Raw genomic sequence first — 26,758 nt, 5'->3', positions numbered from 1 at the left:
AGCAAGTAATCTTATTGGCCTACGCAAAGGTGGCAAGAGAGATCGATAAATAGAAAATTGTTTGAATATTTTGCAAATGAGTGTTTTTGCCTTAGTTTATTGAACGATACTATTTTTAGGTAATTAATTTTTTAGAGTTATTTGGAGATCAACTAATTTGCTGACGCGCGCAAAAATCACGGTTATTTCGGGACTTTTGCTACCCGTTTTGCTCGCCGCACCGGCCTCTGCCGAGCAGCGAAGCGATTGCACGGATATTGCCATTGACTATACAGATAATTCGACGTTAACGGCGCAGGAGCAGGCGAGTGCCATGGAGCGAGCGTTTTATGACTCGCTCAATAAATTTGACAGCTGCCTGACGGAGCAAGAGAACTCTTCCGATGAGGCATCTGACAGTGGCGCGCAAGGTGGCGGCGGTAGTAGCGGTGCTTCTGGCTCTATTTCCGGTACTGGGACAGGATCCGGCGCGGGATCAACGTCCGCGGAGACCATCTCTGCCGGCGCAACGGCGTCCTCCGGTATTTCCGGTAGCCAAAAACAGAGTGAGGCGGAAAAGCTGGAAGGCGCTCTGCAGGGGGACCTGCAGCAGGATCAAAAATCGACAACAGAACCAGAAGCGCCCAATGAAAATGGTCAGGCGACAATTGTCTTGCAAAATGGCAAAACACCCGATGATATACCGGCCTCTAATAACGATAGCTTGCTGGAAGCCAAAATCCGTGAAGCCGCGGAAAAGGAAACAGATCCGGAGACGAAAGCAAAACTTTGGAATGAGTATCGAAAATATAAAGGTTTGCCGTTAAAGTAGGGGAAGATGAATGGAAAAGAGAGGAGGATCCTTAGGATGCTGAAAAAAGCGATTACCTGGTTGGCATGCTGCTCTTTTGCCTTGGCGAGTTGCGCGACCCCGCAAACCTCGACAAATGTCGGGCCTGGATTTTCCTCGACTGTCGCGGATAATTCTCAGCAAGCAGCGGAGGTTGCGGCGGCTCAGTATCAAGGTCCTAAACTGGATATTGTTGTGCCGGTATTTGATCCGGGATTGCCTGAAGACGTAAATGATTATGAAGACGAGGGTATCTGGCCGGAGCTACGACGCGCCGAGGCAAATCGCTTTGCTGTGAAGCTTAAAGAAGCGTTGGAACGAACCGGAGCCTTTGGTGCCGTGAGGGTGACACCGGATACGACGGCAACCGGTGATTTATATGTTGTTGGCCGAATTGACGAGTCCAATGGTGAAGAAGTAGCGATTTCCATCCAGGTTTCGGATATATCCGGGGAGCTCTGGTATGAGGAACGATATGACCATGAGGTTTCTGATCAATTCCACAAGAATATTCGCAACAAGGGGCTAGACCCTTACCAGCCGGTTTTTGACGAGGCGGCGGAAGAACTTGTTGAAGAATTGGAAGATTATGACTTCGCCGAGCTTGAACAGCTTCAGTCTTTAGCGGAAATCCGCTTTGCGGCCAATTTTTCCGAAGAAGCCTTTGCGGAATATCTGGAAGTTGACGGCGACGAAATTAAACTCACCAGCCTGCCAAGTGATGCCGATCCCATGCTGCAACGGATCCGCGCTGTCCGTATCCGCGATCAGCTGTTTGTCGATGGTTTGCAGACCCATTATGAAGAATTCAATGTGAAAATGGAGGAGAGTTACGCTCTCTGGCAGGAACAAAGCCTGCAGGAAGTCAAAGCCCAACGAGAAGCTGAATATGAAGCCATGGGTAAAGCGGTTTTGGGAGTGCTGGCCTTCGGCCTTGCCATTGCGGCCGCAGCTGCTGGGGCCAATACAGGGTCCGCTGGGACAAGTGCGGCGGCGAATACGGGGGCGATCATTGCCGGCGTTGGTGGTGTGGCTCTGATTGCAGATAGTTTCCAGACGAGCAAGGAAGCCGAATTCCATAAGGACACATTGGAAGAACTGGGCCAGTCCATTGATATCGAAATGGGCCCGCAAGTTGTCGAGTTTGATGAAACGACCGAAGAAATCACGGGGGATGCGGCAGAGCAATTTGCGCAATGGCGAGCTTTCTTGAAACGCATGTATGACGCCGAACGCACGCCTGCGAAGAAACTGTAACTTGAGTTTAAGGTAGATGCTGAACGAAAAACTGCAGCGGGCGGAGGATGGGAGTCGGCAGCGGCTGATTATCTATAGCCTGGTTATCGCCGTTATCCTGTTGGCCAGCGCCTTGTTTATGATTATTTCCATAGGCGGGTTCTGGCAGAAGCAAGCAGCAGATATCTCCGCAGTGGAAGATCCGGTCAGCGCGACCGTCGCTCTTCCCGGGAAAACAACAGCGGACCCCGAAGCACAGCGGCGTGACTTCGTTGCGGGACTGGCGAAATATGAAAAGGAACATGAAGCGGTGGTTGCCACGGCTGAATTTGCCAATTGGGATGCTGCCTTGCAAACCCGCCTTGCCAATAGCAAGGAAACGGCGACAACTGAATTTGCGTCCGGAAATTATGAAACAGCGCTCCTCGCTCTCAACCGGCTTTTAGAAGACGGTGGGTTGGCGATCCAGGGGTTCGAAGCGGCGTATCAGGAAAGCCTCAAAAAGGCCCGTGTGGCTTATGACGCGGATGCCGTCGCCGAAGCGAAAATATATATAGCTCAGGCGCTTTCCTATAAGGCATCCGAGGAAGCTATGCAGTTTTCGGAGACAGTAGAAAAACTACAGTCTGTTTTGGACCTTATTAAACTGAATAATGTGGCGAAGGTGGAAAACAACGTCGCCGAAGAACGCCGGCTTTCAGAAGAAATCTTTAAGCTGGATCCAGCGCGGGTGGTGTATGGGGAGCGCGTCGCGCAAATAGACCAGCAGTGGAAAGACCAGCGTTACGAGACGGCCATTACAACAGGTCTTGCTGCTTTTAAAAAACGCGATTTAAAAAATCTGGACGCGGCGGCCCAACAGGCCCGTAAGATTTACCCATCAAATGCGGAAACGGCAGCTCTTGAAAGCAAGGTGATTTTCTTGAAAACAGATATCGCCTTTCACGGGTTCCTGAAAAAAGGGAATGCGGCAATTGAGCAGGATAACTGGAAACAGGCCAATGAGAATTTCGCCCAGGCGACCGCCCTTAAATCGGACAATGCAGAAGCCAACGCCGGACTGACAATATCATCGGACATTCTGGCAAGTTTATATGAAATCCAGGCTTATAATCGAGATCCGGGGCGATTATCCAATGAGCAGGTTTCGGCAAAAGCAACCGCCACCATCGCTGAGGCCAAGGTGCTGGCATCGTTAAGCCCGGCGCTGGCCCGCGAAATCGTCGATTTGGAACAAGCCATCATTGATCAAAACCGGCCGATAGGTATTATCGTGATCTCGGACAAACTGGCCAATGTCTTTGTTCGCGGTGTCGGGCAAATCGGATCCGTGGATCGTTATCGTATAGAATTAAAACCGGGTACCTATTTGTTCGAGGGGCGCCGCGACGGCTTTAAAGCGAAAATAGTCGAAGTCGAGATTAAGCCAACGGATGTGTTAGTAGAGGTGAGAGTAATTCCTGATGAGCGAATTTAATCAAGAGCTGAAACGGGCGGCTGCCCGTCAGCATCGGATTTTCTTCTTTTCCCTTTTGGTGATCATTCTTCTGGTTGTGTCCGTGGGCGGCTTTACTCTGTTTGTCAAAGGAACGCCAATCCGTGTGGCGCCAGCTGAAATTGAGGCGACGGCCGAACTTGAAGTGATAAACGGGATGGCCATGATCGTTGACGGCACCTTGTTCTCCCTTTCGCGAAACCCGAAAATCAAAACGGCAGCGCAAGGGTTTGCGGTCGATGAACGGGTAATCACGGCGGAGCAAGAAGGGACGCAACAGATCATTGAACTGGTTCCGCTGCCGGGCCAGATTATTCTGACGACGGACAAAGAAAACCCTGCGGCTGAATGGTTCGTTGATGGCAAACCGGTGAGTCTTTCCAAGGATCTTGATCTGACAATCGAGGCGGGACGCTATACCATCTCGGTTGATCCAAAATATTATCTTAAGGAAAGCCTGGATATTGACGTCGGCCGCGGAGAAGTCGTTCAACAAATAGTGGCTATGAGAGAACTCACCGTACCGTTAAAAATCGAAACAATACCAGGCGATGCACTTATCGAAGTTGATGGTATATCCGCCGGGAAAAGCCCGCTCATTTCCGAACTATCCGGCGGCAAGCACCAATTCGTAATTCGCAAAGACGGGTATGCGACGACCGAAGAGCTACTGGAAGTTACCAACAAAGATGAGACGGTTAGCCGAAAGTATCGCTTAAAAATCGAGCCCGCCTACGTCACCATAGATATCACGCCAAAAGGGGGGCAATTGACCCTGAACGGGAAGCCGGTCAAACATAATACCAAAATCTCGGTGGCGCCCTCCCGGTCCTATGACGTTAAATATGTGAAACCCGGGTTTTTTGGGCAGGAGAAGTCTGTCAAAGTGGCGTCTGGCACAACGGAAGCGCTGGTCTTCGCTTTGAAAACAGAGATCGGAAATGTGACAATCTCATCCACGCCATCGGCCGTTGTGATCGTCAATGGTCAACCCGTTGGCGAAACGCCGGTGAACCTTCGCCTGCAAGCTATTCCGCATCGTGTCCAGCTTGTCAGAGAGGGGTATCGCCTGCAAGAGAAGAAGGTCACGCCGTCAGCGGCCCGCGATGTCCGCTGGAATGCAGATCTCCTGACTATTGAGGCGGCGAAAAAATCGGAAGCCAAAAAGACTTATGTCAACGCTGTTGGCATGCAAATGAAGCTTTTCAAACCCACAGCTTTCGTCATGGGCGCACCGCGCCACGAAACAGGCCAGCGGGCGAATGAGTTTGTAAAACAGGTTACCTTGGACCGGTACTTCTATGCGTCCCGCCGCGAGGTGACACAACGGCAGTTTGCCGCCTTCAAGCCAAGCGCGTCTGTTGCCGCTCAGAATATACCGGTCACCAATGTTTCCTGGCTGGAAGCCGCTCAATTTTGTAACTGGTTGAGTGTGCAGGAAGGCTTGAAACCGTTTTACAAATTCTCCGGCAACAGATTTGCCGGATATACGGCGTCTGCGAATGGCTATCGTCTGTTGAGCGAGGCGGAATGGGAGTGGTTGGCACGTAAAGCTGGCAGACAGGTAGAAACACGGTTTCCTTGGGGGAACGATCCCGTCATTCCCACGGGATCCGGAAATATAGCTGACGAGTCTGCGAGAGGAAAAACGAGGTTTTATGTGCCCGATTACGATGATAGCTTTGCAGGCTTGGCGCCCGTAGGCAGTTTCGACGCAGATCAGTCCGGATTGAATGATCTTTTTGGAAATGTCAGTGAATGGGTGAATGATTATTATTCTTTAACACCTCCCGCAAAGGGAGAGACTTTTAAAAACCCACTGGGCGGGCTCTCTGGTGATAAACATGTTATCAAAGGATCGAATTGGCAATCCGGTACTCTCACGGAGCTTCGGCCTTCCTATCGGGATGCCGGGGATGAAGGCCGTAAAAATGTTGGTTTCCGTATTGGCCGTTACTTGTAAGGAGTGAATATGCGTTTCCTAAAAAAATCCAGGCTTTCGCTATTGGTTCTGTTTCTATCGCTTGCGGGCATTAGTACCGTCAGTTTGCATTACGCGCTGGCGCAATCCGGTGGAAAAGTGCTGGACTTGACGACGCCCGTTTCCTTTCCGGTGGATATTTAGATGCGGGACTTCATTAAGAATACAAGTGCCTTGGTATTGGCGATCATTGCGGTACATCTGGTGTATCAGGGATATATAAGACCGGAAGCCGCACAAGTTTTAGAAGCCTCCCGGCTGGCCGGAACATCGGCCCCCAGGGATCTGGTGGTAATTCTGAAAGATTGGGAACAGGAGATCTGTCTTATATTGATGTTCTGGGGTGTTTTTCTGATCGGGTCAAAATGTATAAGTATCGTCAAAAGCGGATATCTGTACAAAGTAGACTTGCTTGAAGGAAACAGTGAAGGCGAGGAAATGGATCTGGCGACCACTGTCGACCGCATCGAAGAGCTTCCCGACAAAATCAAGAGCACGCCTCTCATTCAAACCCTGATCTCTAGTATACGCCGTTACTTGATTACAGATGATGTACAGAATACATCAGACGCCATTGAAACCAGTGTCGATGCGCTTGCGGTTCGGCAAGAGGCGGAGAACTCGATGATCCGTTATTTGATCTGGGCCATCCCGTCCATTGGATTTATTGGCACAGTCCGTGGTATCGGCCAGGCCTTGTCACAGGCGGATCAGGCCCTTGCCGGGGATATATCAGGCATGACCAATAGTCTTGGCGTGGCTTTTAATTCGACGTTGGTGGCGTTGATCATTAGCATTTTCCTGATGTTTTTGTTGCATCAATTGCAGCGGCTTCAGGATGGTCAGATTATTGAAACACAGGCCTACTGCGAGAAGTTTTTGCTCAATCGGATAAGTAAATAGGTGCATTCTGAAACGGCAGCGAAAAACTGAGGGCTTCAATCTGGCCTTTCTCGACATTATGTCGTGCGGTCTGGGAGCAGTGATTCTGGTGCTCATCCTTTTAAAACATCAACCGGATCCGGCGCCCATCGAGACAGATGTGTTAAAGTCCGATTTATCGCGTCTGCAACAAATGGAACAGGAACTTCAATCCACGCTTGCCGTTGTTCGCAAACAAGAGGCGGCCATAAAGAAGAGCATTAATAGCGAGGGAGCCGATAATACGCGAATTGCCGAACAGATCGCTGCCATAACGCAGATCGCAAAAAAACAGCAAGAACAGCTTCAAAGCTTAAAGACAGAAATTGAGAATGCGCCGCCTGCGCAAAAAGAAGATGTTATTCAGGCCGACAAAGGCCAGGAGGAAAATTATCTGTTAGGGCTGAAAGTCGAGGGGCGGCGAATTGTTCTGTTGGTGGATACAAGCGCCTCGATGACCGATGAAAAACTGATTGATATCATTGTCCGGAAATCACGATCGGATGGCGATAAGAAAAAAGGTCCGAAATGGTTGCGGACGAAACGGATTGTTGAATGGTTGCTGGCGCGGTTACCAAAAGATTCAGAAGCCATGGTCATCGGGTTCAGTGAAAAGGCGGAAAAAATCGGACCGCAAAACTGGTTCTCTGCGACGGATCCCTCGGCTATTACTCAGGTTATGAGCTCATTGAATGCGCTGGTACCAACGACGGCGACGAATTTGCAGCAGGGTTTGAAAACCGCAGCAAGCCTGTCACCTTCGCCGACAAATTATTATATTGTCACGGATGGCTTGCCGACCAAAGGAACATCAAACTACGCCAGTTTAAATCCTTTTTCTTCCTGCAATTCATTGTTGGGAAAAGCCAACAATATAAGCGGTGAGTGCCGCGTAAAATTGTTTCGCCATACAATAAACGAGACGGCACCACGAAAAGGCCAGCCAGTAAATGTCATTTTGTTGCCTTTGGAGGGAGACCCGCAAGCCGCACCGGAATTTTGGCGCTGGACGTATTCGACGGGTGGCCTGCTTATTTCACCAGCGGAGAGCTGGCCATGAAACGCCGAAACAGACCCTTCGAAATCTTCAGCCTGTCTTTTCTGGATCTGATTTCCTGCGGTTTCGGGGCCGTGGTTCTCCTTGTTTTGATTTCCAAGACATCGGTCGACGTGGGGACTTCGAGCTTGGACGCGGCCAAGGATCTTCTTCGGCAAATGATTACCACGGAACAAGCCGTTGAGGAACTCGACACGCAATTGGCAGTTAGTCAATCGGCGCTGGAAACCTTGAAAGCCCGCCTCGGTCAGGAAAAAAGTCAGTCGGTTGCACTGGAGAAAGAGCTCGACGTTAAAAAATCTGAAAGCAAAATGACGACGGATGATCTTGAAGGATTGGCCAGGGTTGCGGCCGCGCAAAAGAAATCCAGCATCACGCAGTCTTCGTCAGAAATTCGTGATGAGGAAGTCGGCGGCATTCCCACGGACAGTGATTACATCCTGTTTATTGTCGATACGTCAGGTAGCATGAAAGCCATCTGGAACCGGGTAAGCCGGGAAATGCAGAATGTGTTGGAGATCCATCCGCAAGTGAAGGGATTTCAAATCATCAATGACAATGGCATTCATTTGATCTCGGCTTACGCTGGGAAGTGGATTGCCGATACACCGGGTCGGCGCCGAGCCATTTTCAAGGCCTTTAGTGGCTGGAGCAGCACGTCCAACAGTAGCCCTGTTGAAGGCTTGCGACTGGCGTTAAAACGCTATGCGCGGCCTGGGATCAGTCTATCCATTTACATTTTCGGTGATGATTATACCGGATCTTCCTACAATCAGGTTATTAACGAGCTGGAGCGAGAGAACACAAACAGGAATACCGGAAAGCCGTTGGCCAAGATTCATGCAATTGGCTTTATTTCTCCCGGGGCGACAAATCGTTTCGGCATTCTAATGCGCGAAGTGACGAAGCGAAATGGCGGTACGTTTATCGCTTTACCACGATAGAACAATTGAAGTCTTATTTCCTTTGATTTTCGTTTAATATTCATATAATGAAATTATAGGTTCAAATTACTTCGAAAATGCGCAATTGTGCTTTCGAAGCTCAGGAGTTTTTGGCATGTCGGCGGATTTCGACGTCTTTATTATTGGCGGCGGTATTAATGGCTGCGGGATCGCGCGCGACGCGGCTGGTCGGGGCTATTCTGTCGGCCTGTGTGAAATGTCGGACCTTGCCAGCGGGACGTCGTCTGGCTCGACCAAACTCATTCATGGCGGGCTCCGATATCTGGAGCATTACGAATTTCGGCTTGTGAAAAAAGCCCTTTCAGAGCGCGAAATATTATGGGCCAACGCACCGCACATCATCTGGCCTTTGCGGTTTGTTCTTCCTCATCACCGCGGACTGCGACCTGCATGGTTGCTCCGCCTCGGATTGTATATCTATGATTATATAGGCGGCCGTAAAAAACTGCCGGCGACGACAACCCTTGATTTGACAACAAATGTTGTTGGTAAGCCGTTGAAGCCGCTCTTTTCGAAGGGATTTGAGTACTCTGACTGTTGGGTCAATGACTCGCGACTGGTCGTGCTGAATGCACAGGATGCAGCGCTGCGTGGGGCCAAAATTGAAACCCGAACGAAATGTGTTTCGGCAGAGCGCAAAGGCAAGGTTTGGCATATTACGACGGAAGACATGCAAACCGGGGATGTCATCGTCAGGACCGCAGAGTTGCTGATCAATGCGGCAGGCCCTTGGGTGGACGAGGTTCTGGTTGGGGCGGTTAAAAGTTCAAACAGCAAGAATGTGCGACTTGTCCAAGGTAGCCATATCATTGTTCCCAAGATTTTTGATCATGATCGGTGCTATATTTTTCAAAACAGTGATGACCGTATAATTTTCGCCATTCCTTATGAGCATAAATACACGTTGATCGGAACCACGGATCAGGATTATGTCGGCGATGCTGCTGACGTCGCCATCACGGCGGAGGAAATTTCCTACCTCTGTTCTGCGGCGAGTGAATATTTTGAAAAACCAGTGCGCGATGAAGACGTCGTTTGGACTTATTCTGGTGTCAGGCCGCTTTTCGATGACGGCGCATCAACGGCGCAAGAAGCGACACGAGATTATGTTTTACGACAAGACGGTGCAGCGGATGCCGCTCCCCTACTAAATGTTTTTGGTGGGAAGATCACCACGTACCGCGTTTTGGCCGAAGCGGTGCTTGAGATGATTGAGGCAAACTTACAAGCGCGCGGACCGGCCTGGACAAAACAGGCAAGCCTTCCGGGTGGGGATTTCCCTATTGACGGTTTCGTCGGACTTTTGATTGATGTGCAAAAAAAGTATCCGTTTCTTGAGCCAGAGCAGGCGAAACGAATGATCCGCGCTTATGGCACTCAGATTTATGATCTCTTGGCTGATGCCACGACACTTTCGGAGCTGGGTATAGATTTCGGACAAGGCCTCACAGAGCGTGAAGTTAGCTATCTGATGGAGAAGGAGTGGGCCCGCACCGCAGATGATATTTTATGGCGGCGGACAAAACTTGGCATTGAAGCTGATGAGGCTTTATTCACCGCGTTAAATGACTGGATGTCAGCGTGCGGGTGAGATCAGTCGTAGCTAGTCTGGATGTTTACCAGGAGAATAGGATGGGCCATCGTTTTGCGTCAGCCCATCCCGTCATCGTTTTTAATGCCGCTAGATGAGGATATTATCCGCCTCTATATCCCGCAGCTTCACATTTTCAAGGGTAAGAATATCCTCTTCAGTGAAGGTAAAAACAACATCCCTTCCAACCTGCTCAGCGAGGTCAGTTGCGGAGGATACACTTTCTAGGTCATAAAGGATCAGATCCAGGACATCGTGTTTGACACTGAAGTCTTTGATGATATCTTCTCCTGAATTCGGGCCAAAAACAAATAGGTCATCACCGCGCCCGCCTTCCAGCTGATCTGCACCGGCACCGCCATTGAGCGTATCATCGCCGTTCATACCGAGAAGCAGGTCATGACCTTCATCCCCGTCCAGACTATTGTCGGTGTCGTCACCGCCGATGCGATCGTACGCGATCAACGCATCGTCCTGGATGGCGTCTACGTCACTGTTCCGTTCTATGATATCTGCCAGGGTGGTGTCCCAAAGCATATCGATTTCGCCTTGTGATAAGTCGGCATTCTGGCTCCAGAAAGGGTCGCCGTCCCGGATAGCCATGAACTGGTCGGCAACGATGGTTGCGAACAATTCTCCAAGCATGCCGTCACTTGCAGGGTCTTCAGCCAAACCACCAACCCAGGCATCAATATCGTCGACATTGTCATATACGCTGGCAAGAGCCAGAGCCAAATCTGGGTCCGAGGTGATATCCGAGAAATTTTCCATTCTATTCAGACCGACGGCTTCGCGAAGATCGTTGTAGCTCGCGACGCCCAAGTCTCTGCCGCGCTGGATATTCAACGAAGCAAGGTCAAAGCCAACATCTCCATCTTCGCTGAACAGAAAGTTCCGTAAATCATCAACGATCTGTGTATCAAGTTCCTCGGCAGTACCATCCGCGAGGCCGCGCAACAGGGGTTCGATCCCACCATTAGCGGCGACAACCTCCGCCGAAAAAAATGAATCTCGTAACGCAAGATCACCGGCTGCAATGGTGTCTCCATTCTCGTCAAGACGCCCTAACGTTGAGGAGACGAGGCTATGGCCGAACCGATAAGCCGCGGTTGCAAATTCGACGGAAACACCTGGATTAACGCTACTGTCGTATCCGGTATAGGTCGTGATGGCGTCTTCCCCAACCAGCAAAGGCAGATATTCGTTGAACGTAATGGCTTGAATTTCTGCCTCAACGCGGACGCGTGCTGCATCGTAGAGCTCATCTGCCGTCCAGTCCGGATTTTTTTCTGCGAGCTTATCGACCCAGTTATTATGCTCTCGGGCGAAGAGTGTTTGAATGGAATAGAGACCTGAATTTTCTGCGGCCCGTATATCACCGGCAAGGACACTGCCATCGTCGGCGAAGGCTACTAATCCAATCTCATCTAATAGTAATTTCCCATCGTCTGTACGGAGGGCTGCAGCGGTTTCTATATCAGATCCGTAAATCATGGAGCCATCCATGAAAGACGTGATTTCATTCGTATACTGTGCTGCAGTCTCGGTGCCCGTTCCACTCACAGGATCCGCACGGAAGAAACCCATATCAATTTCGGGATCAAAATACTCGTCGTCGTCCGGAATATCGATTGGTTCATAGGTTGTGCCAGAGACTGTTAGGTCGATATCGTGGTCTATAAATTGACCCCATACCCAAAAAAGATCACTAACGTCAAAGGAGTTAACAGTTTCGCTGTCTTGAGCCACGACGGCGTTACTGATTTCTCGAGGGCTTGCCAGATCGTCTTCAATTTGCCAAATACCATCTTCAAAATTTTCAGATGCTAGCCGCAGTAATGTTTGCCCGGCAGCGCCCCATTCCGGGTTATCTATATTGCTTGCCACGCCATCGATGGATCGGGTTGTTCCTTCAGTATCAGGGCCATCGAGATCTGATCTTCTAGGCGGACCATCTTCTCTGTCCTGGTTAATTCTATCCAAGCTCTCTCTTCTACCGCTTGGAAGCTGGTTGCGAAAATCATCTTCTGGATTGCGTCGCGTTGACCTCATCTCAATCTCCTCTCAACAATGAAGGGGGCAATATGTAGCTGCCCGACGTAAAAATTTACTCTTCCACGATGCTTAGGGCGTTGGGCAATAATATGTTTAAAATGTGATATTTGTTTGAAAAATCGAAATTATGCAAAAAATAGGAAAATTTCGATCAAATAACTAGCGTCGATAAAGTGAAGCAATATATCTGCTCAGCTACCGAGGTTTTTAGGGCTTAATATGCGATGGATAAAAACGCCGAACAGGCGTATAGGGTCACGTCGGAAGTCCGGCGCAATCATAGGACTTGATTGCGCTGGATCCCTTCAAGTGATTGTTGCTAATCTTCTTTAGGAGCTGCTTTATCGAGGTTCTTCGGAGCAAAAATATCGCCAAAGGCACCTTTGCCTGGATTTTGAGCTTTTCCAGGCTCGCTATCTTTCGGGGCAGTTTCATCCAGGTTATTTGGATTAAACACGCCACCAAACGAACCCTTGCCCGGGCTTTGTGGAATAGAGTCTGTACTTGGTGATGTTTTACTACCACCAAAAATGTCCGGACCCTTGAGATTTTCCTGTCTTCGCTGCTCCAGCCGTTGTTCCTGAATCGCTTTAATGCGTTGATCCTGGATAAATCGTTTCTGTTCCCGGACGTCCATGACACATTCTTTAGGACTATAAACCTGAGAAAACCATATGGTCGTAAATCCGCCAAGAGCCACCAAGATAAGAATGATCGCGGCCGGGTTACCTCGCAGGAATTTTGGGAGCTTGAAACTTCCAGTGACGGCAGAAACGGGTGCGCCATTCGCCAATGCTAACTGCTGGCGCCGCCGATAAACTTCATGGATTAAGGCGCCAATTACTGTCATTGCGATGATAATGAAGGCGAGGGAGGATATGGACGGATTAATGCCATATCGAACTTTTTGCGCCAGCTCGATCGTCAAGGTTGGATATTTTCCAAACGTGAAGGTTGTCGTATTGTAGTTCTCGAAAGAAGCAAGAAACGCGAGGACGGCAGCAGAAGCGATTGCCGGTTTCATGAACGGCAGAAGTATTTTCCGGAAAGCCTGTACGTTGGTAGCACCAAGATCAAGAGCGGCCTCCGTCAATCCCATATCAAAGCGTTGTAGCCGAGCTATGAATACGAGCATGCAATAGGATGCAATAAAAGTTGATTGGCCAAGGATCGTCAGGAAGATGCCATTATGCAGGAAGCTATCGCTGCTGAAGCCCAGCATAATATTGATGCGATCCCAGAAAACCAGCGTCGAAATACCCAACACAACGCCAGGTACGAGAATAGGTGCGATAACAATTGTATAGTAGGTCGCACGTAGTTTTGGCCAGATTTGAGTTAACATCAACGCGCCTGCCAAGCCCATGACGACGGACAAGATTACAGTTCCTATCCCGACAAAAATACTGTTCTTAATGCCATTTAGAATTCGGTCATCATTTGCTAGTACGTCAAACCATTGAAAGGTTAGACATTCCCATGGCGTCATTTTTGGAAAGCTCGGCGAATTAAACGCCGTAATACTCATAACGACCAACGGGCCTAATAAGTATCCAAAAAAGATAATCAGATAGGCAGCGAGGAATAATTTGATGAGGAAATTTTCGGTTTTCATTTACCAATATCCCCCATCTTGACCTTAAACAACCGCATCAGGGACAATACAATAAAGACACAAGTGACCAGCAATACGATCGCGAACGCTGCCCCTCGCGGCCAGTTTCCGCCTTGGTTAAACCATTGATAAATAATTTGCGTAAACCAGAGGCTGGAGGGACCACCCAATATCTGAGGCGCAGCCAGTGCACCAGCCGAGAGCATGAAGACCATTGTGCAGCCGGAAACAATTCCTGGTTTTGCATAAGGGATTACGATACGCCAATGAATGCGCCACCAAGGTGCACCCATATCCCGAGCCGCTTCGATTTGGTTGCGGTCCAGGCTTTCAATGACGTTATACATCGGGAATATCATCAGCAGGATATAGGCATATCCCAAACCGGCGTAGAGGGCGACGTTAGCCCGGATAAAATCAATGGGGTCGCTAATTAGTCCAAAAGCCAGCATCATCTCGTTGATGACGCCGCTTTCACCAAAAATAATCCGGAAAGCAAACGCCCGCAAAATTTCGTTGATCCAGTAAGGTATGATCAACAGAAGGACCAGAACTCGTGTGAAACCGCCGCCTTTAGATTGGCCTAAGTAATAGGCCAGGGGATAGCAAAGGACCAGATCAAGAATTGTTACAAAAACTGCAGCAAGCAAAGTACGTCCGAAGACGCCCAGATCAACTACGTTATAGGAGCTATCTGAACCAGGAGCGCCAAGCACCAGATATTTGTAATGCTCAATTGTATAGGTGTCTTTCGGGCCGCCCATTTCCGGCGGAGGCAGATGATGCCGGAAGGAGAAATCCAGCATGGACAACTGCGGAAGGATGATGAGTAATATAACCCAGAATCCAACAGTGACTAATAGGAAAATCCCGAGCCCATAGCCGTTCCTGTTAAAATAATCTGAAAATATTTTTGTTATATTCATTGCGCTATCTTATTCACTGGCCAGGTCGCCGGCAGGAAGCACAACAGCTTGCTGAGCGTCATATTCCAATGTCAAATCATGCCCTTGTGCAGATTGGCGTTGCTGACCCACATTGACCAAGGACATTTTGATTTCTTTTCCTTCGCTACCTTCCAGGAATACGTTGTAAATTTGCCCTTCAAATTCTTCATGCTTTACCATAGCCGTTAAACGATTTTTGGCAGGCGCGTTATCGGCGGCAATGTTACAGGCTTCCGGGCGGACAAACATCATCGCCGGATCGCCGACATTCATTTTCCCAAGAGCGGCAGGCGCAATACGCGCCAGCAATTCACCTGATCGATTTGTATCGATAAGCGCTGTATCTCCGTCAATGGATTTCACATTGCCACGAAAGACATTATTTTCTCCGACGAACGACGCGACAAACGGTGTGGCGGGGTCATTATAAATCGTGTGCCCGTCAGCGATCTGGTCGATTATGCCCGCACGCATAACAGCAACATTGTCTGACATTGTCAGGGCTTCTCCCTGATCATGGGTGATATATATGAAAGTAATACCTACCCGTTGCTGTATTTCGCGCAACTCGGTCCGCATATGTTGTCTGAGTTTGAGATCAAGCGCCGACAATGGTTCGTCAAGTAAAAGGACATCTGGTTCCGCACAAAGGGCTCTCGCGATCGCTACGCGTTGTTTTTGGCCACCAGATAATTCAGACGGTAATTTGTCGCCTTGGTCCGGAAGGGCAATCATTTCCAGCAATTCGTCTGCACGTTTGCGTCGCGCGGCTTTTCCAACCCCCTGAACTTCTAGCGAGAAGGTGATGTTCTCCCAAACTTTCATGAGCGGGAACAGTGCCAAATTCTGAAAAATGAGGGCCGTTGGACGTTTATTGGGGCCGATGCCCGCCATGTCCCGTCCACCAATTTTGACGTAACCGTCGCTTGGTTCAAGAAACCCAGACACCGCTCTCAGGATCGTTGTTTTGCCACAGCCAGATGGTCCGAGAAAGGAGAAAAATTCGCCTCCATTAATATTTACATTGGCTTCACGAACGGCAACAAAATCACCAAAGCGTATCCAGACGTTCTCAAGACTAACGTCAACCCCTTTACTCATAAAACTCTCCTGTTCAGTACTATTTTGGTCGCACTGCCCCACTAAGGAGGAACTTTTATTGTCTCTTATTATTTTTTCCGATAATCGCGATTATGCACGGTCATTGGGAAAAATAAATATTATCCCGGGCTTTCTTTGAGGCCACCCGGGACAATAAATTCGAAAATTATGAACTCTTGAACTTGTTCACATATTCTGTCCGGATTTCAGCATACCAAGGTGCCTGCGGCGGCCATGGATTGAGATTGCTGAGAGAATCTCCAGGATACGCATCCGCGAAGTTCTTCTTATACGCTTCGCCAGCAAATCCATCAGCGCCCAGAACCGGTGAGTTATAACCATGCTCATCGATCGCTTTACCCGCGTTTTTCGGATCATAAGAGAATTTGATAAATTCATAGATCTGATCAACGTTTTTCGCGCCTGTTGGCATCGCCAAGCCGTCAACCCAAGCCATCGCACCTTCGACAGGAGCCTGATACATGATTGGATCACCAGCTGTTTTAAGAGACATAGGCGGTCCGTCCCAAGTCTGACCAACAATCACGCCTTCGTTCAGCAAGCCGTTCTTCTGTGTATCGGCATCGTTCCAAAGAAGTTTGATGTTTTTCTTACGATCGATGCACCATGCTGTAACTTTTTCCCAGATTGGGCGCATAGTTGCTTCAGATTCGTAGGCTTTCCACATATCACCAGGGTTCAATTCACCAATGGTTTCCATGTAAAGGCCTGCGCAAAGCATCATGGAATGTGGACGTCCCATTGTCTTGCCAGCATTTGCTTCTGACCAGATATCGCCGTAACTTGGCGCAGCACCGGCTGGCGTCCATTTATCTGTGCGCCATGCAACGCCTTCGGTGCCCCAAATATGAGGAAGCCAATGTGAACCCTTGCCGTCGAAATCCCAATCCTTTGTGCCAATATTCGTCATAGCAGGATTAACATTCGCAACAGGAACACGTTTCATGTCGAAAGGTTGCAACAATTGAAGCGGACCCCACTCAAGGCCTTGATTGTTTGTTGGTGAAACAATGTCGAAGCCCTGACCTTTGGTGGCCTTCATTTTATTGATAATTTCTTCGTTTGATCCGATACCGGTATAATTGATCTTGATACCGGTTTCTTTTTCAAAGTCCGCAATAAACGGCTTCGGTAGGTAGTCTGACCACATAAGTATGTTGATCTCGCCAGACGAAGCAAGCGCGCTCCGGCTAATAATAGCGGGTGCGATAGCCGCAGCACCTGCAATGGCGGCTCCTTTAAGCAGGTCTCTGCGTTTAACCTGATGTTTTGTAATTTTAGTCATTTACGATCTCCCTTAGTTGTTAGAGCATCTTCGTAATGTGTTGAAGTTCGCTCATAAGCGGTAGCCTTCTTTGAGGGCTCCGAAATTTCTTAAACTCGTTTCTGAGTTCAATATACTCTGATTATTAACCGTCAAAATTCAGAAACCGACATTTAGTGCTGCGCGATGGCAATTTGTCTACGGACAACCTGTGGCAAATTGCAATTTGGTAATTATGTGGTTTCGTGATGGTTTTGATGGTTTTTAATTTCCCCTGTTATCGTAGCTCTTGAAAAGCCGGACAAATCTGAGCCTATGTTTGTAGACGTGTCTGTTCTTCGCTGTCTACATTGAGGATACCAAACCCGCTAGTCAAGTTTAGATTGCGTGTTCGTCTTTTTATTTAGTTCTTTCAACAACCTAGTCGTGCAATAAATTCAATATTATGCCTCGATGAAATGCAAACGCCTAAAAACCGAGCATAATAAACACCCTATGTTGCAACTGGAGGTCTGTTTATCTTCACCAACAAACGCGAACTACAACTTTTGCGGTATTTTTTGGGAATTTGGTGTTAAATTGAGGAAATGTTGATCTGATCGAGTACCTTCAAAATAGAATCTCTAAAAATGGGGCAACAAATGACGAACACTGAAATAAATGCCTTAGTCGAAAATGGCGACATTGAAATACAGGGCGCGTCCGTAGGAGCTTTGACGTCTCGTACCTTCGTCGCGAAAGATCTTTTTGATGTTGCCGGGTATCCAACAGGAGGGGGTAATCCCGATTGGGCGCGTACGCATCGCGTTCCAGAACAGCATTCCTGGGCTGTTTCAACTTTGTTGGCAGCAGGGGCAACCTTTAAAGGGAAAACCATTACCGACGAAATCTCTTTAGGTATCCTGGGCGAGAATGCCTTTTATGGTACGCCGTTAAATAGCGCGGCACCTGATCGTGTGCCGGGCGGTTCATCTTCCGGCTCTGCGGCCGCTGTCGCGGCCGGTTTCGCCGATATAGCATTGGGGACGGATACCGGTGGATCGGTCCGCGTCCCCGCAAGTTTTTGCGGATTGTATGGTATTCGACCCACCCATGGCCGTTTGAATCTTGCCGGTATGCTTCCGCAAGCGCCCACCAGCGACACGACCGGATGGTTCGCCAGAGAGGCCCAGTGTTTCGCGGAGGCTTCGTCAGTTCTTTTGGAAGAAGTTAGTGAGATGGTGCGGCCGGAGCGCTTAGTCATCGCGGTTGATGCTTTTGGATTTGCCGATAGAGATACTGCAACCGCCCTTGGGCCGTTGGTCGGAAAATTAAGTAAATTGGCGGATGAAACAGTTGAGGATGTCATGGCGCCACAGGGCATATCAGTTTGGGGAAAGGCGCAACGAACTTTGCAAATGGCAGAAGCCTGGCAAACCTTCAAAGATTGGATCGACGCAACGAATCCTGGTTTTGCATTCAATGTCGCTCGCGGCCTGGTAATGGGATCGATGGTATCGGAAGCAGATCGCCAATGGGCCGCTTTAATGAAACGAGAGGCGCGCGCCCGATTGGACTATTTATTGCCGCCCGGCACGGTCATGGTATTGCCAACTACCCCATTTCCTGCTCCGTTTAAAGGATTGTCGATACAAGACCAAAATCCGATCAGAGAATTGATCCTGTCTCTATGCGCTCACGGAGGCCTTGCCGGTCTTCCACAGGTCAACGTTCCGGGTGCCTTGGTAGATGGGGCGCCAGTTGGATTGTCCATAATTGCTGCTCGCAATGAGGACGCACGTCTTGTCGGGTTGGCATGTGCTTTAGGAGATGAAGTGTCATGAGTGAATTTGAACCAAATATTCCAGAAGTTATCGCAGAAGTACGCGAAAAATTTGAGGCCTATGAAACAGCCCTCGCTGAAAAAGATGTTGATGTGTTGGATAACACTTTTTGGAATAGCCCTTTTACCGTCCGTCTGGCCATGAGCGAACATGGATATGGTTTCGATGCTATACATGATCATCGTGTTGCTCGTCCTCCCGGACCCAGTATAAAAGAAAAAAGAATTCGTCTTGAAATACTGACGATCGGCCACACCGTAGCGACCGTGAATTTGGAATTTAAAGTTTTAGGGCAAGATTTGATAGGTCGACAGAGTCAATCTTGGGTCAAATTCCCTGAGCTTGGCTGGAAGGTAATAAGCGCGCATGTTTCGACGACGGATGGGACCAAGCTCTGGTAAGTCTACCACTATCGTTCACATGTATAATCAGGATTTTCCATTTTTTATGTGATTACCTATAAAATATACATTATTATTACCGAATGTAGTAAAAGAGGGGCTTAATATGAGTAATGACGTAAAGAACTATCAAAAATATGCCGTAGAATTAATAGGTACGCTTGTTCTGGTGCTGTTTGGATGTGGTAGTGCGGTTATCGCCGGGGATGAAATCGGGTTTGCCGGAATTTCCTTTGCCTTTGGGTTTTCTGTTTTGATAATGGTTTATGCCATTGGCGGTATCTCAGGCTGTCATATTAATCCCGCTGTTACTTGTGGGATGGTCGTCGCCGGTCGGATGCAAATCAAAGAAGCAATCATTTATGTAATTATGCAATGCATCGGCGCTATAATAGGTGCGGTCATTCTTTATGTTATTGCCTCTGGAAAAGCAGGATACGATATTGCGGTCAACGGACTTGGCCAGAATGGGTATGGCGCATCCTCACCCGCTGGGTATGGTATGTCTGCGGCCTTTATTGCGGAAGTCGTTCTGACAGCTATTTTCATATTTGTCATTCTGGGATCAACGGGCGCCCGTGCTGCCGCTGGCTTTGCAGGATTGGCAATTGGCATCTCTTTAGTTGTTATCCACTTGGTTGGTATTCCAATTACAGGAACGTCCGTTAATCCGGCGCGTAGCTTGGGCCCTGCACTTTTGGTCGGCGGGGAGGCGTTGTCGCAATTGTGGCTCTTTTGGGTTGCACCCCTTATCGGCGGAGCCGTTGGTGCTATTTTATGGAAAGTAGTATCTTCAGAACCTGCGGATGCAAGTTAAAAGGTAATTGAAAAAAGTGTCAGCCAGACCAATCAAGCATTAGGCTTGTACCCATGGCTGGCGCTTTTTTGAGACTGTTAATAGTCTCAAGACACAATAGAACCATATCAACACGATCGTCAGTTTTCCCCATGGGCAAAACTAATACTTCAACCACGACCCGCTCTTTTTTCACAAATTGAACTTGCTCTCTGACGGCGATCGGAGCTTTCGTATCGGTACAAGTTTTGAAAGCCCAGAGCATATTCTCGGTGCGTTCTCCGTAGAGATCTTCGTCGATGTAGTGACCGGTTGCATCCCGTTCAGAGATGGCTGTTATTGTTGTGCCAATTAGACGATAGCGAAATCGTAACGGATCATACGTCACATCTACTAAAGCAATTTGTGGCAGCAGCTTGGGAAATTCAACAGGATCGATATCTGCACGGGCGGGAAACTCTCGGCTTCTTCTTTTCTCAAGCCAATAATCACGTAATTCGATTAATGTATCGGAGGAGATATTTTCGCCACTTTCTATACGTTCCACTCAGATATCTTTCATATTTTTCGGGCAGCAACTTCACTAGATTAAATATCTACTGAATAGATGGTAGTAAACATGAGAAAAAGAATAGTCTACATGACTTTCCGTAGCTCCACTATTAGTAAACCTAAGGAGTGTATCTTCGAATTTCTGTTCACGAAATAGTTAAATGAGGGTGATTTGCTATTGTTTCGAGCTGTGAATATGTATTTTGGGCTGCACCATTGTTGGAGAAGTTCTAAATGACTGCTAAATCTGTAAATCTCACCTTGTATCGCTGGGCCGGGGCTTGGGGACCTTTTAAAGTAAATATTCCATGTGGTGAATGCTCTCTAACGATCGATGTAATTACAGATACACTGAAAACAGAGCTTGCTGGTATTCCTGTTGAACTGGAAATAAAGGATTGGCTTAGCCAATGGTGGAAGCCACTTCCAAAAGGCGGCTGGCATGCCCCTATTGTTATAGTCGATGGTAAGCTTGTCAGTCAGGGCCGTGCCTTAAATCGAGGAGTTCTCACCGAAGCGGTTATCGCAGCCCATGTAGAAAAAACTGAAGTTGAGGGCAATCATCTTTATGGGAAAGCGACATGCCCACATTGCGTGCGGGCGAAAAGTTATTTCGAACAGGCAAATGTTGACTATACGTATCATGATGTTGTTAAGGATTCACGTGCCCTTTATGAAATGCTCGGTCGTGTTAAACCCATCGTAGGCCCAAAAACACCTATAACTGTCCCGCAGATCTGGATTGAGGGAGCCTATATTGGCGGGGCGGATCAATTAGGTAAAAAACTTGGCCTGGATGTTGAGCCTAATCGCGAGCGAGGGCAAAATTCCATGACGTCGAGACCTAGTTTGAAGCCGGCTTGATTCTATTGCCTGATTTTTGCTTCGACGTTTCGCTTAATGTTCTCTAGGCTTAATTCAGCTTCCTGATCGATCCGTTTTATCATTTCCTGGGTTGGTGGTTTCGGCCGTGAAGGGTTTGTTAGAGAACGCGTGAAGCGCACCTGATTTCCGACAGCTTCGACATCATATCGGACAATAATTTTTCCGATGAAAGGTGTCGCTGTCTCACCAATCCATAAATGTGGCGGTTCGCAATCTGTAACGATCCAGTTCAATTCGGCTGGGCCGCTTTTCGTATGCCATTGTTCGCGAAATCTATCGCCTTTTACGAGAGGTCGGTCTGGACTATCGATTTCGTGAGAAGCAGCAATCCATTCTGGCCATGAATTTGGGTTGGTAACATAATTTAAAACGGCGTCAGCAGGCGCATCGATAAGAATACTGTGGCTGCGATTGAAAATATTGACGGTATTCATGTTGTCTCCGGAGTTATTATTAAACTGCAATCTTCTCCGCACCTAAAACGATGCAGCTTGGATTTTCAAGATACCATAAAACAGACGGTTCTAGTTCGGCGTCCTCTGACGCCAACTGCAGCGGATGCCAGACTATATTCGTGAAACCTGCTTGTTCCAGGCAACGTTCATGGATGGCTTTAGACCATTGCCACATCCGGGCTTTAAAATCTCCGATGACAAGATGATAGTTTGGAGGGTCGTTTATTTCGTATCTAAAACCGAAGATTTTTTCCATATCTGGATACTGGTTTTCAAAATCATATTCGGGATTAATCGTATATGTTAAAAATCGTCCGCCATGTTTCAAGCTACGGCTTAAAAACTGGCACATTCGAAGCAAATATTCTTCAGTCTCTGCATAATGAAATAAATACATAGCCGTGACGACGTCGACCGGAGAAGGTAGCGAAAAGTTTTCATCACAAGCGTCTTTAACCTGATATGTCAGGTTCTCCCAATGCATTTCGCTACTTGGAAGATTTTGAAGGCGCGCACGATCAACCATTTCCGCTGAGATATCAGTACCCACGACGGATTTGGCACCCATGTCCATTAACGCACGTGAAAGGCGACCTTCTCCGCAAGCAACATCCAGTATCCGCTTGTCGGAGATATTGCCGAGTGTTTGTAAAAAGACATGCCATTCAAGATGAGAATAGACACTATCTGTTTTGCTCCACTTTTGATACCTACCCGTTTTATGATCATAGTCGGTCATGAGGACTCCCGAAGATTAAGGGTGGATCCAGAATTTACTACCATTGAAATATGCTAGCTTCCTATGAGATTACGGGCGATACGTTCATTCTGAATTTCCGTTGTGCCATCAACATAGTTCGCAATGCGTGCACAGGCAATATGCCGTCCTAGTGGGTATTCTCGTTTCAGTCCAGCCGCGCCCATGATTTGCATGCATCTTGTCAAATGCTTGTCCGCAATTCTTGCCGCAAATTTTTTCGCATGTGCTGCATGGATTTCAGCATTTGTTTGTGCTTCTACGGAGGATACGGCGCGATATGCAAGCAAACGCGCCGCTTCCACATCGGTTTGCGCATCCGCCAAATCCCAGCGAAGTCCTTGAAAGGCTGAAATTGTAGTTCCAAAAGCGGCACGCTCCGATGCATATCCTGCGGCCAGTTTAATCGCCGCTTCCGTCATGCCGCAACACATGGTGGCGACATATGTCCGGGCGGCGTTGACGCCATTCATGGCGGCTTTAAATCCATCTCCGGGGGAGCTGATAAGTCTTTCTTCAGGAACGAAATGATCATGCAGTTTAAAACCGCCGGTGCCGATAGCATGCCCGCCCATTATCTCGGTTGGTAAAAGCTGTTCAACGCCGTCTTCTCGCGCATCTATTAAAAACCCAGCGACACCCCGCCAACCGAGTTCAGGATCTGTTTGCGCATACAGAAATATAAGATCTGCAGCGGCGGCATTGGTGATCCAGGCTTTCTCTCCAGTGATGACCCAGCCGCCGTCCACTTTACGAGCATTTGTCGAAATAGCCGCAAAATCGCTCCCGGCAGCCGGTTCGCTCAGCGCTGTGCAGCCGATTGCTTCACCAGCCATCATTTCTGGCAAATATCGTTTCGCCAGTTCGCTCGGCGCATCTCGGGCAATTTTCCCAGCTAATCCCATGTTATTGATGAGGCTAAAGGAAAAAGCAAAGCAATCACGCGCTATTTCTTCGGCGACGCGAGCTTTAAGTCTAAATCGACCGCCAAAACCGCCATATTCTTCGGGAATTTCAAGACCAACTAATCCGGCATTTGCTGCGGCCTGCATGGTATCAACAGGCATTCGCCGCGCGTCTTCCCAACCTTGGGCATTTGGCGCAACTGCGGATTTGGAAAATTCTATCGCTCGATCCAGAAAATCGATTTCGGTGTTTTCAAGTTTCAAATCCATGATTGCTTCCAATGGCTGTTCGAGATTACCTAGTCGTGTTGACGAGCGGAATGATATTCTTTTGTAAGCCGGGATACCAGCTCGGCCGTATCTGGAAGGTCGTCAATGAGGCCGACGCCTTGTCCTGCACTCCAAATGGAATTCCACGCCGTTAATCCGTCGGGAAGGTTCGGTCGGAAAGGGCCGTCCGGCGTGGGTAGATTATCAGGATCCAGACCGACAGCCGTGAGGGACGTTCGCATGAAATTCGCCGGAACGCCGCTGATGGCGTTGGTATAGACAATATCATCGGTCTTTTCGGCGACAATCATGTTCTTATAGGCGTCTTCCGCCAGGGCTTCTTTCGTTGCGATAAACCGGGTGCCGAGATACGCCAGATCCGCCCCGAGAATTTCCGCGGCGCGAATACCGCGGCCGCTGGATATGGCGCCGGCCAGGATAATTGTCCCGCTGAAGAAAGAGCGCACCTGCTCGACCATTGCAAAGGGGCTGAGGGGTCCCGCATGCCCGCCGGCGCCGGTGCAGACAAGGATCAATCCATCGACGCCCGCATCGGCCGCTTTTTTGGCGTGATACAGGGTCGTCACGTCATGATATACTAGGCCGCCCCAGGCGTGGATACCTTCGACGACCGGTGACGGATTGCCGACACTGGTGATGATGATGGGCGTTTCATACTGTCGGCAGGTTTCCATATCCGTGTCGAGCCGGGCACCTTTCATGCGGGCGAGACTGAAATTGACCGCATAGGGCGCATCGCTTGAACTGGTTTCCTCGGTGATCCTTTTCATCCAGTGCGAAAAGTCGTCACTGCTTCTTGCATTCATGGCGGGGAATGATCCGATGACACCGGCTTTACAGGCGGCAATCACCAGATCGGGTCCGGATACTAAAAACAAGGGGGCGGCAATTGCCGGAACCTTAAGTCGGTTGCGAATGGACGGGGGTAGGGACATTTATCAGCCTCTTGCTCGAATGAAGTAGAGCGCCAAATTTCCCGCCCGCATCATTTGTTATTGTTATTTTGCGTTCATTCTACGTGTCCGCCGCACATAGTCAACCGAGCCCGTTGAGGGGATGTAGCAGCTTCAACTGGCTTACACGTTATGGTTATGGACTTAATTGAACAGGGGGGATAGGGTGCCGCAAGCTGTTTCGTCATCCAGATTTTGAGTTATCGCATCATGACAAATTCTTCGACCCTTTATTTTTCCCATGCCATTACCCGGGCTCCGGCACCTACCGTCACGGGTGGGTTGCGCGCGATCGATCAAGGAGCGCCCGATCCGGCCCTCTTCAGCTCTCATCATAGCGCCTATATTTCGGCGCTGCAGGCGACCGGGGCCGAGGTCGTTCAGCTACCGGCACTGGTAAACTACCCAGATTCCGTCTTTGTCGAAGACACCGCCCTTTGTCTACCGGAAGGCGCCATTGTTATGCGCCCTGGTGCGCCCTCCAGGCTTGGTGAAGCCGTCGAGATGGCCACTGTTCTTCCCCAATATTTCAAGGAAATCCGATACATTACGTCCGGGCATGTGGAAGGCGGCGATATCTTGGTGACATCCAAAGAGATTTTGGTTGGGCGCTCGGCGCGAACAGACGAAAAAGGTGTTGCCGCGTTACGTGAAATTGTGACGGACTGGGGATATGAGCTGCGGGAGCTGCAAACACCGGCGGGCGTTTTGCATTTCAAAACCGATTGCGGGTTGCTCGATGAAGACACTATTTTGTCAACGCAGCGCCTCGCGGCATCGGGATGTTTCGCAGATTACAAAATTCTCCATGTTGCTGAGGGCGAAGAAGCTTGTGCAAATGCGGTCCGTTTCAACGATATCATTTTATTCCCGGCAGGCTTTCCGAAGACAGCGTCGCTGTTGCGTGACCACGGATTTGATCTCGTCGAGATTCCGAATACCGAAGCCGCCAAAGTCGATGGAGGCATGTCCTGTTTATCGTTACGCTTTACAAAATATCCAGACCCAGATCCAGACACGGCGAGCTATGAGTAAGCCAGCCCAGTGATAAGACATCGACACCCGTTTCCGCAATGCCTCTTGCCGTCGCCGCTGTAATGCCGCCGGAGGCTTCCAATATTGCTTGCTTACCTGTCATGGCAACAGCTTGCCGAAGTTCCTCCAGACCCATATTGTCGAGGAGAATAATATCAGGGTTATGGGGCAATGCCTTTTCCAGCTGCGCCAACGTGTCGACTTCGACTTCTATTTTGATCATATGACCGGCGCCAGCCCGGGCACTTTCAATTGCAGTCCCGATATCGCCCCCGACAGCCGCAATATGGTTGTCTTTGAGCAGAATCCCGTCATACAAACCAAATCTATGATTAAAACCGCCCCCGCAGCGCACCGCATATTTTTCAAAAGCGCGAAGTCCCGGCGTTGTTTTTCTGGTGCAGGTAACCCGAACCGGCAAATCGTCCACTAAATCAACAATATTTCGGGTTGCCGTTGCAATACCGGATAAATGTCCGAGAAAATTCAGGGCAACTCTTTCGCCGCTCAAGATGGGTCTTGCCGGCCCTGAAAGCGTGGCGATATGATCTCCGGGTTTGATGATCGATGAATCCGGCATATGCGCATCGACTGTGACCTCGCTTGAAAGCTGCGCCATGACGGACACCAGGATATCGGTGCCGGCAAGGCATCCCGCCTGGCGACTGACGATATGGGTCGTGATGGCAAGATCTGCGGGGATCGTGCTATCGCTGGTTAAATCCCCGACAGAGCCAAGGTCTTCCAACAAAGCATTTTCAACGGCTTGTGCCACGAGGATCTTGGGCAGAGGCGGGATAACTTTATTCATTTGATCGCTACTTTTC

25 protein-coding genes are annotated in these 26,758 nt (G+C 49.0%); 14 read left to right on the top strand and 11 right to left on the bottom strand.

What is annotated here, in order from left to right; all coding sequences use genetic code 11:
• The first annotated feature begins 157 nt into the window (after nt 1–157).
• The 9 genes from V7723_RS00315 to glpD all read left to right on the top strand — a co-directional run bounded on the left by V7723_RS00315 (nt 158) and on the right by glpD (nt 10,075).
• Nucleotides 158–811 (top strand): hypothetical protein, encoded by a 654-nt coding sequence (locus tag V7723_RS00315; RefSeq protein ID WP_335682408.1) that lies wholly within the window; start codon nt 158–160, stop codon nt 809–811.
• 36 nt (nt 812–847) lie between these two features.
• A complete protein-coding gene (locus V7723_RS00310; protein WP_335682407.1) occupies nt 848–2,086 on the top strand; it encodes a hypothetical protein in 1,239 nt (412 codons plus the stop codon).
• 16 nt (nt 2,087–2,102) lie between these two features.
• Nucleotides 2,103–3,542, top strand: coding sequence for a hypothetical protein (locus V7723_RS00305; protein ID WP_335682406.1), 1,440 nt, complete (start codon nt 2,103–2,105; stop codon nt 3,540–3,542).
• The gene (locus V7723_RS00300; RefSeq protein ID WP_335682405.1) at nt 3,529–5,523 is read left to right on the top strand and encodes an SUMF1/EgtB/PvdO family nonheme iron enzyme; all 1,995 of its coding nucleotides are present in this window, start codon (nt 3,529–3,531) and stop codon (nt 5,521–5,523) included. Before V7723_RS00305 ends, V7723_RS00300 begins: the two co-directional genes overlap by 14 nt.
• A 9-nt stretch (nt 5,524–5,532) precedes the next feature.
• Nucleotides 5,533–5,685 carry a hypothetical protein gene (locus V7723_RS00295; protein WP_335682404.1) on the top strand — a complete coding sequence of 51 codons (153 nt, stop codon included), beginning with the start codon at nt 5,533–5,535 and terminating at the stop codon, nt 5,683–5,685.
• A complete protein-coding gene (locus V7723_RS00290) occupies nt 5,686–6,444 on the top strand; it encodes a MotA/TolQ/ExbB proton channel family protein (protein ID WP_335682403.1) in 759 nt (252 codons plus the stop codon).
• A gap of 88 nt (nt 6,445–6,532) precedes the next feature.
• A complete protein-coding gene (locus V7723_RS00285; protein ID WP_335682402.1) occupies nt 6,533–7,522 on the top strand; it encodes a vWA domain-containing protein in 990 nt (329 codons plus the stop codon).
• The gene (locus V7723_RS00280; protein ID WP_335682401.1) at nt 7,519–8,463 is read left to right on the top strand and encodes a PspA/IM30 family protein; all 945 of its coding nucleotides are present in this window, start codon (nt 7,519–7,521) and stop codon (nt 8,461–8,463) included. The genes V7723_RS00285 and V7723_RS00280 overlap by 4 nt, the downstream gene beginning before the upstream one ends.
• Nucleotides 8,464–8,578: 115 nt before the next feature.
• Entirely contained in the window at nt 8,579–10,075 is a 1,497-nt protein-coding gene (gene glpD / locus V7723_RS00275) for a glycerol-3-phosphate dehydrogenase (protein WP_335682400.1), read from the top strand.
• Between the two features lie 90 nt (nt 10,076–10,165).
• Here the strand turns inward: glpD and V7723_RS00270 are convergent, their stop codons facing one another.
• The 5 genes from V7723_RS00270 to V7723_RS00250 all read right to left on the bottom strand — a co-directional run bounded on the left by V7723_RS00270 (nt 10,166) and on the right by V7723_RS00250 (nt 17,099).
• The gene (locus tag V7723_RS00270) at nt 10,166–12,127 is read right to left on the bottom strand and encodes a peroxidase family protein (RefSeq protein ID WP_335682399.1); all 1,962 of its coding nucleotides are present in this window, start codon (nt 12,125–12,127) and stop codon (nt 10,166–10,168) included.
• 322 nt (nt 12,128–12,449) lie between these two features.
• A complete protein-coding gene (locus V7723_RS00265) occupies nt 12,450–13,745 on the bottom strand; it encodes an ABC transporter permease (protein ID WP_335682398.1) in 1,296 nt (431 codons plus the stop codon).
• Nucleotides 13,742–14,665, bottom strand: coding sequence for an ABC transporter permease (locus V7723_RS00260; protein ID WP_443024151.1), 924 nt, complete (start codon nt 14,663–14,665; stop codon nt 13,742–13,744). Before V7723_RS00260 ends, V7723_RS00265 begins: the two co-directional genes overlap by 4 nt.
• Nucleotides 14,666–14,680: 15 nt before the next feature.
• On the bottom strand, nt 14,681–15,793 hold the full coding sequence (locus V7723_RS00255; RefSeq protein ID WP_335682396.1) for an ABC transporter ATP-binding protein: 1,113 nt from the start codon (nt 15,791–15,793) through the stop codon (nt 14,681–14,683).
• A gap of 166 nt (nt 15,794–15,959) precedes the next feature.
• Nucleotides 15,960–17,099 carry an extracellular solute-binding protein gene (locus V7723_RS00250; RefSeq protein WP_335682395.1) on the bottom strand — a complete coding sequence of 380 codons (1,140 nt, stop codon included), beginning with the start codon at nt 17,097–17,099 and terminating at the stop codon, nt 15,960–15,962.
• Nucleotides 17,100–17,719: 620 nt separating this feature from the next.
• Here V7723_RS00250 and V7723_RS00245 point away from each other — a divergent pair.
• The 3 genes from V7723_RS00245 to aqpZ all read left to right on the top strand — a co-directional run bounded on the left by V7723_RS00245 (nt 17,720) and on the right by aqpZ (nt 20,119).
• Nucleotides 17,720–18,901, top strand: a complete 1,182-nt coding sequence (locus tag V7723_RS00245) for an amidase (RefSeq protein ID WP_335682394.1) — start codon at nt 17,720–17,722, stop codon at nt 18,899–18,901.
• Nucleotides 18,898–19,302 carry an AtzH-like domain-containing protein gene (locus V7723_RS00240; protein ID WP_335682393.1) on the top strand — a complete coding sequence of 135 codons (405 nt, stop codon included), beginning with the start codon at nt 18,898–18,900 and terminating at the stop codon, nt 19,300–19,302. Before V7723_RS00245 ends, V7723_RS00240 begins: the two co-directional genes overlap by 4 nt.
• Nucleotides 19,303–19,408: 106 nt before the next feature.
• Nucleotides 19,409–20,119 carry an aquaporin Z gene (gene aqpZ / locus V7723_RS00235; protein WP_335682392.1) on the top strand — a complete coding sequence of 237 codons (711 nt, stop codon included), beginning with the start codon at nt 19,409–19,411 and terminating at the stop codon, nt 20,117–20,119.
• Nucleotides 20,120–20,138: 19 nt separating this feature from the next.
• Here the strand turns inward: aqpZ and V7723_RS00230 are convergent, their stop codons facing one another.
• On the bottom strand, nt 20,139–20,645 hold the full coding sequence (locus V7723_RS00230; protein ID WP_335682391.1) for a PAS domain-containing protein: 507 nt from the start codon (nt 20,643–20,645) through the stop codon (nt 20,139–20,141).
• Nucleotides 20,646–20,884: 239 nt separating this feature from the next.
• Between V7723_RS00230 and V7723_RS00225 the strand changes: the two genes are divergently transcribed.
• Entirely contained in the window at nt 20,885–21,514 is a 630-nt protein-coding gene (locus V7723_RS00225; RefSeq protein WP_335682390.1) for a glutaredoxin domain-containing protein, read from the top strand.
• Between the two features lie 2 nt (nt 21,515–21,516).
• On the opposite strand, the gene V7723_RS00220 is transcribed toward V7723_RS00225, so the two are convergent.
• Genes V7723_RS00220 through V7723_RS00205 form a run of 4 tightly spaced genes read right to left on the bottom strand, consistent with a single transcriptional unit; the run spans nt 21,517 to nt 24,878 of the window.
• Entirely contained in the window at nt 21,517–21,969 is a 453-nt protein-coding gene (locus V7723_RS00220) for an SRPBCC family protein (protein ID WP_335682389.1), read from the bottom strand.
• Between the two features lie 19 nt (nt 21,970–21,988).
• The gene (locus tag V7723_RS00215) at nt 21,989–22,729 is read right to left on the bottom strand and encodes a class I SAM-dependent methyltransferase (RefSeq protein WP_335682388.1); all 741 of its coding nucleotides are present in this window, start codon (nt 22,727–22,729) and stop codon (nt 21,989–21,991) included.
• Nucleotides 22,730–22,782: 53 nt separating this feature from the next.
• Nucleotides 22,783–23,922, bottom strand: a complete 1,140-nt coding sequence (locus V7723_RS00210; protein WP_335682387.1) for an acyl-CoA dehydrogenase family protein — start codon at nt 23,920–23,922, stop codon at nt 22,783–22,785.
• 29 nt (nt 23,923–23,951) lie between these two features.
• A complete protein-coding gene (locus tag V7723_RS00205; RefSeq protein ID WP_335682386.1) occupies nt 23,952–24,878 on the bottom strand; it encodes an NAD(P)H-dependent flavin oxidoreductase in 927 nt (308 codons plus the stop codon).
• Between the two features lie 228 nt (nt 24,879–25,106).
• Between V7723_RS00205 and V7723_RS00200 the strand changes: the two genes are divergently transcribed.
• The gene (locus V7723_RS00200) at nt 25,107–25,931 is read left to right on the top strand and encodes a dimethylarginine dimethylaminohydrolase family protein (protein WP_335682385.1); all 825 of its coding nucleotides are present in this window, start codon (nt 25,107–25,109) and stop codon (nt 25,929–25,931) included.
• Here the strand turns inward: V7723_RS00200 and nadC are convergent.
• Nucleotides 25,885–26,742: a carboxylating nicotinate-nucleotide diphosphorylase gene (gene nadC / locus V7723_RS00195; protein WP_335682384.1), complete on the bottom strand. Its 858-nt coding sequence runs from the start codon at nt 26,740–26,742 to the stop codon at nt 25,885–25,887. The genes V7723_RS00200 and nadC overlap by 47 nt on opposite strands.
• Nucleotides 26,743–26,758 lie beyond the last annotated feature (16 nt).

Source organism: Sneathiella sp. (genome assembly GCF_036960985.1).
GTDB lineage: Bacteria > Pseudomonadota > Alphaproteobacteria > Sneathiellales > Sneathiellaceae > Sneathiella.
This window is presented reverse-complemented; position numbering and strand designations above follow the sequence as displayed.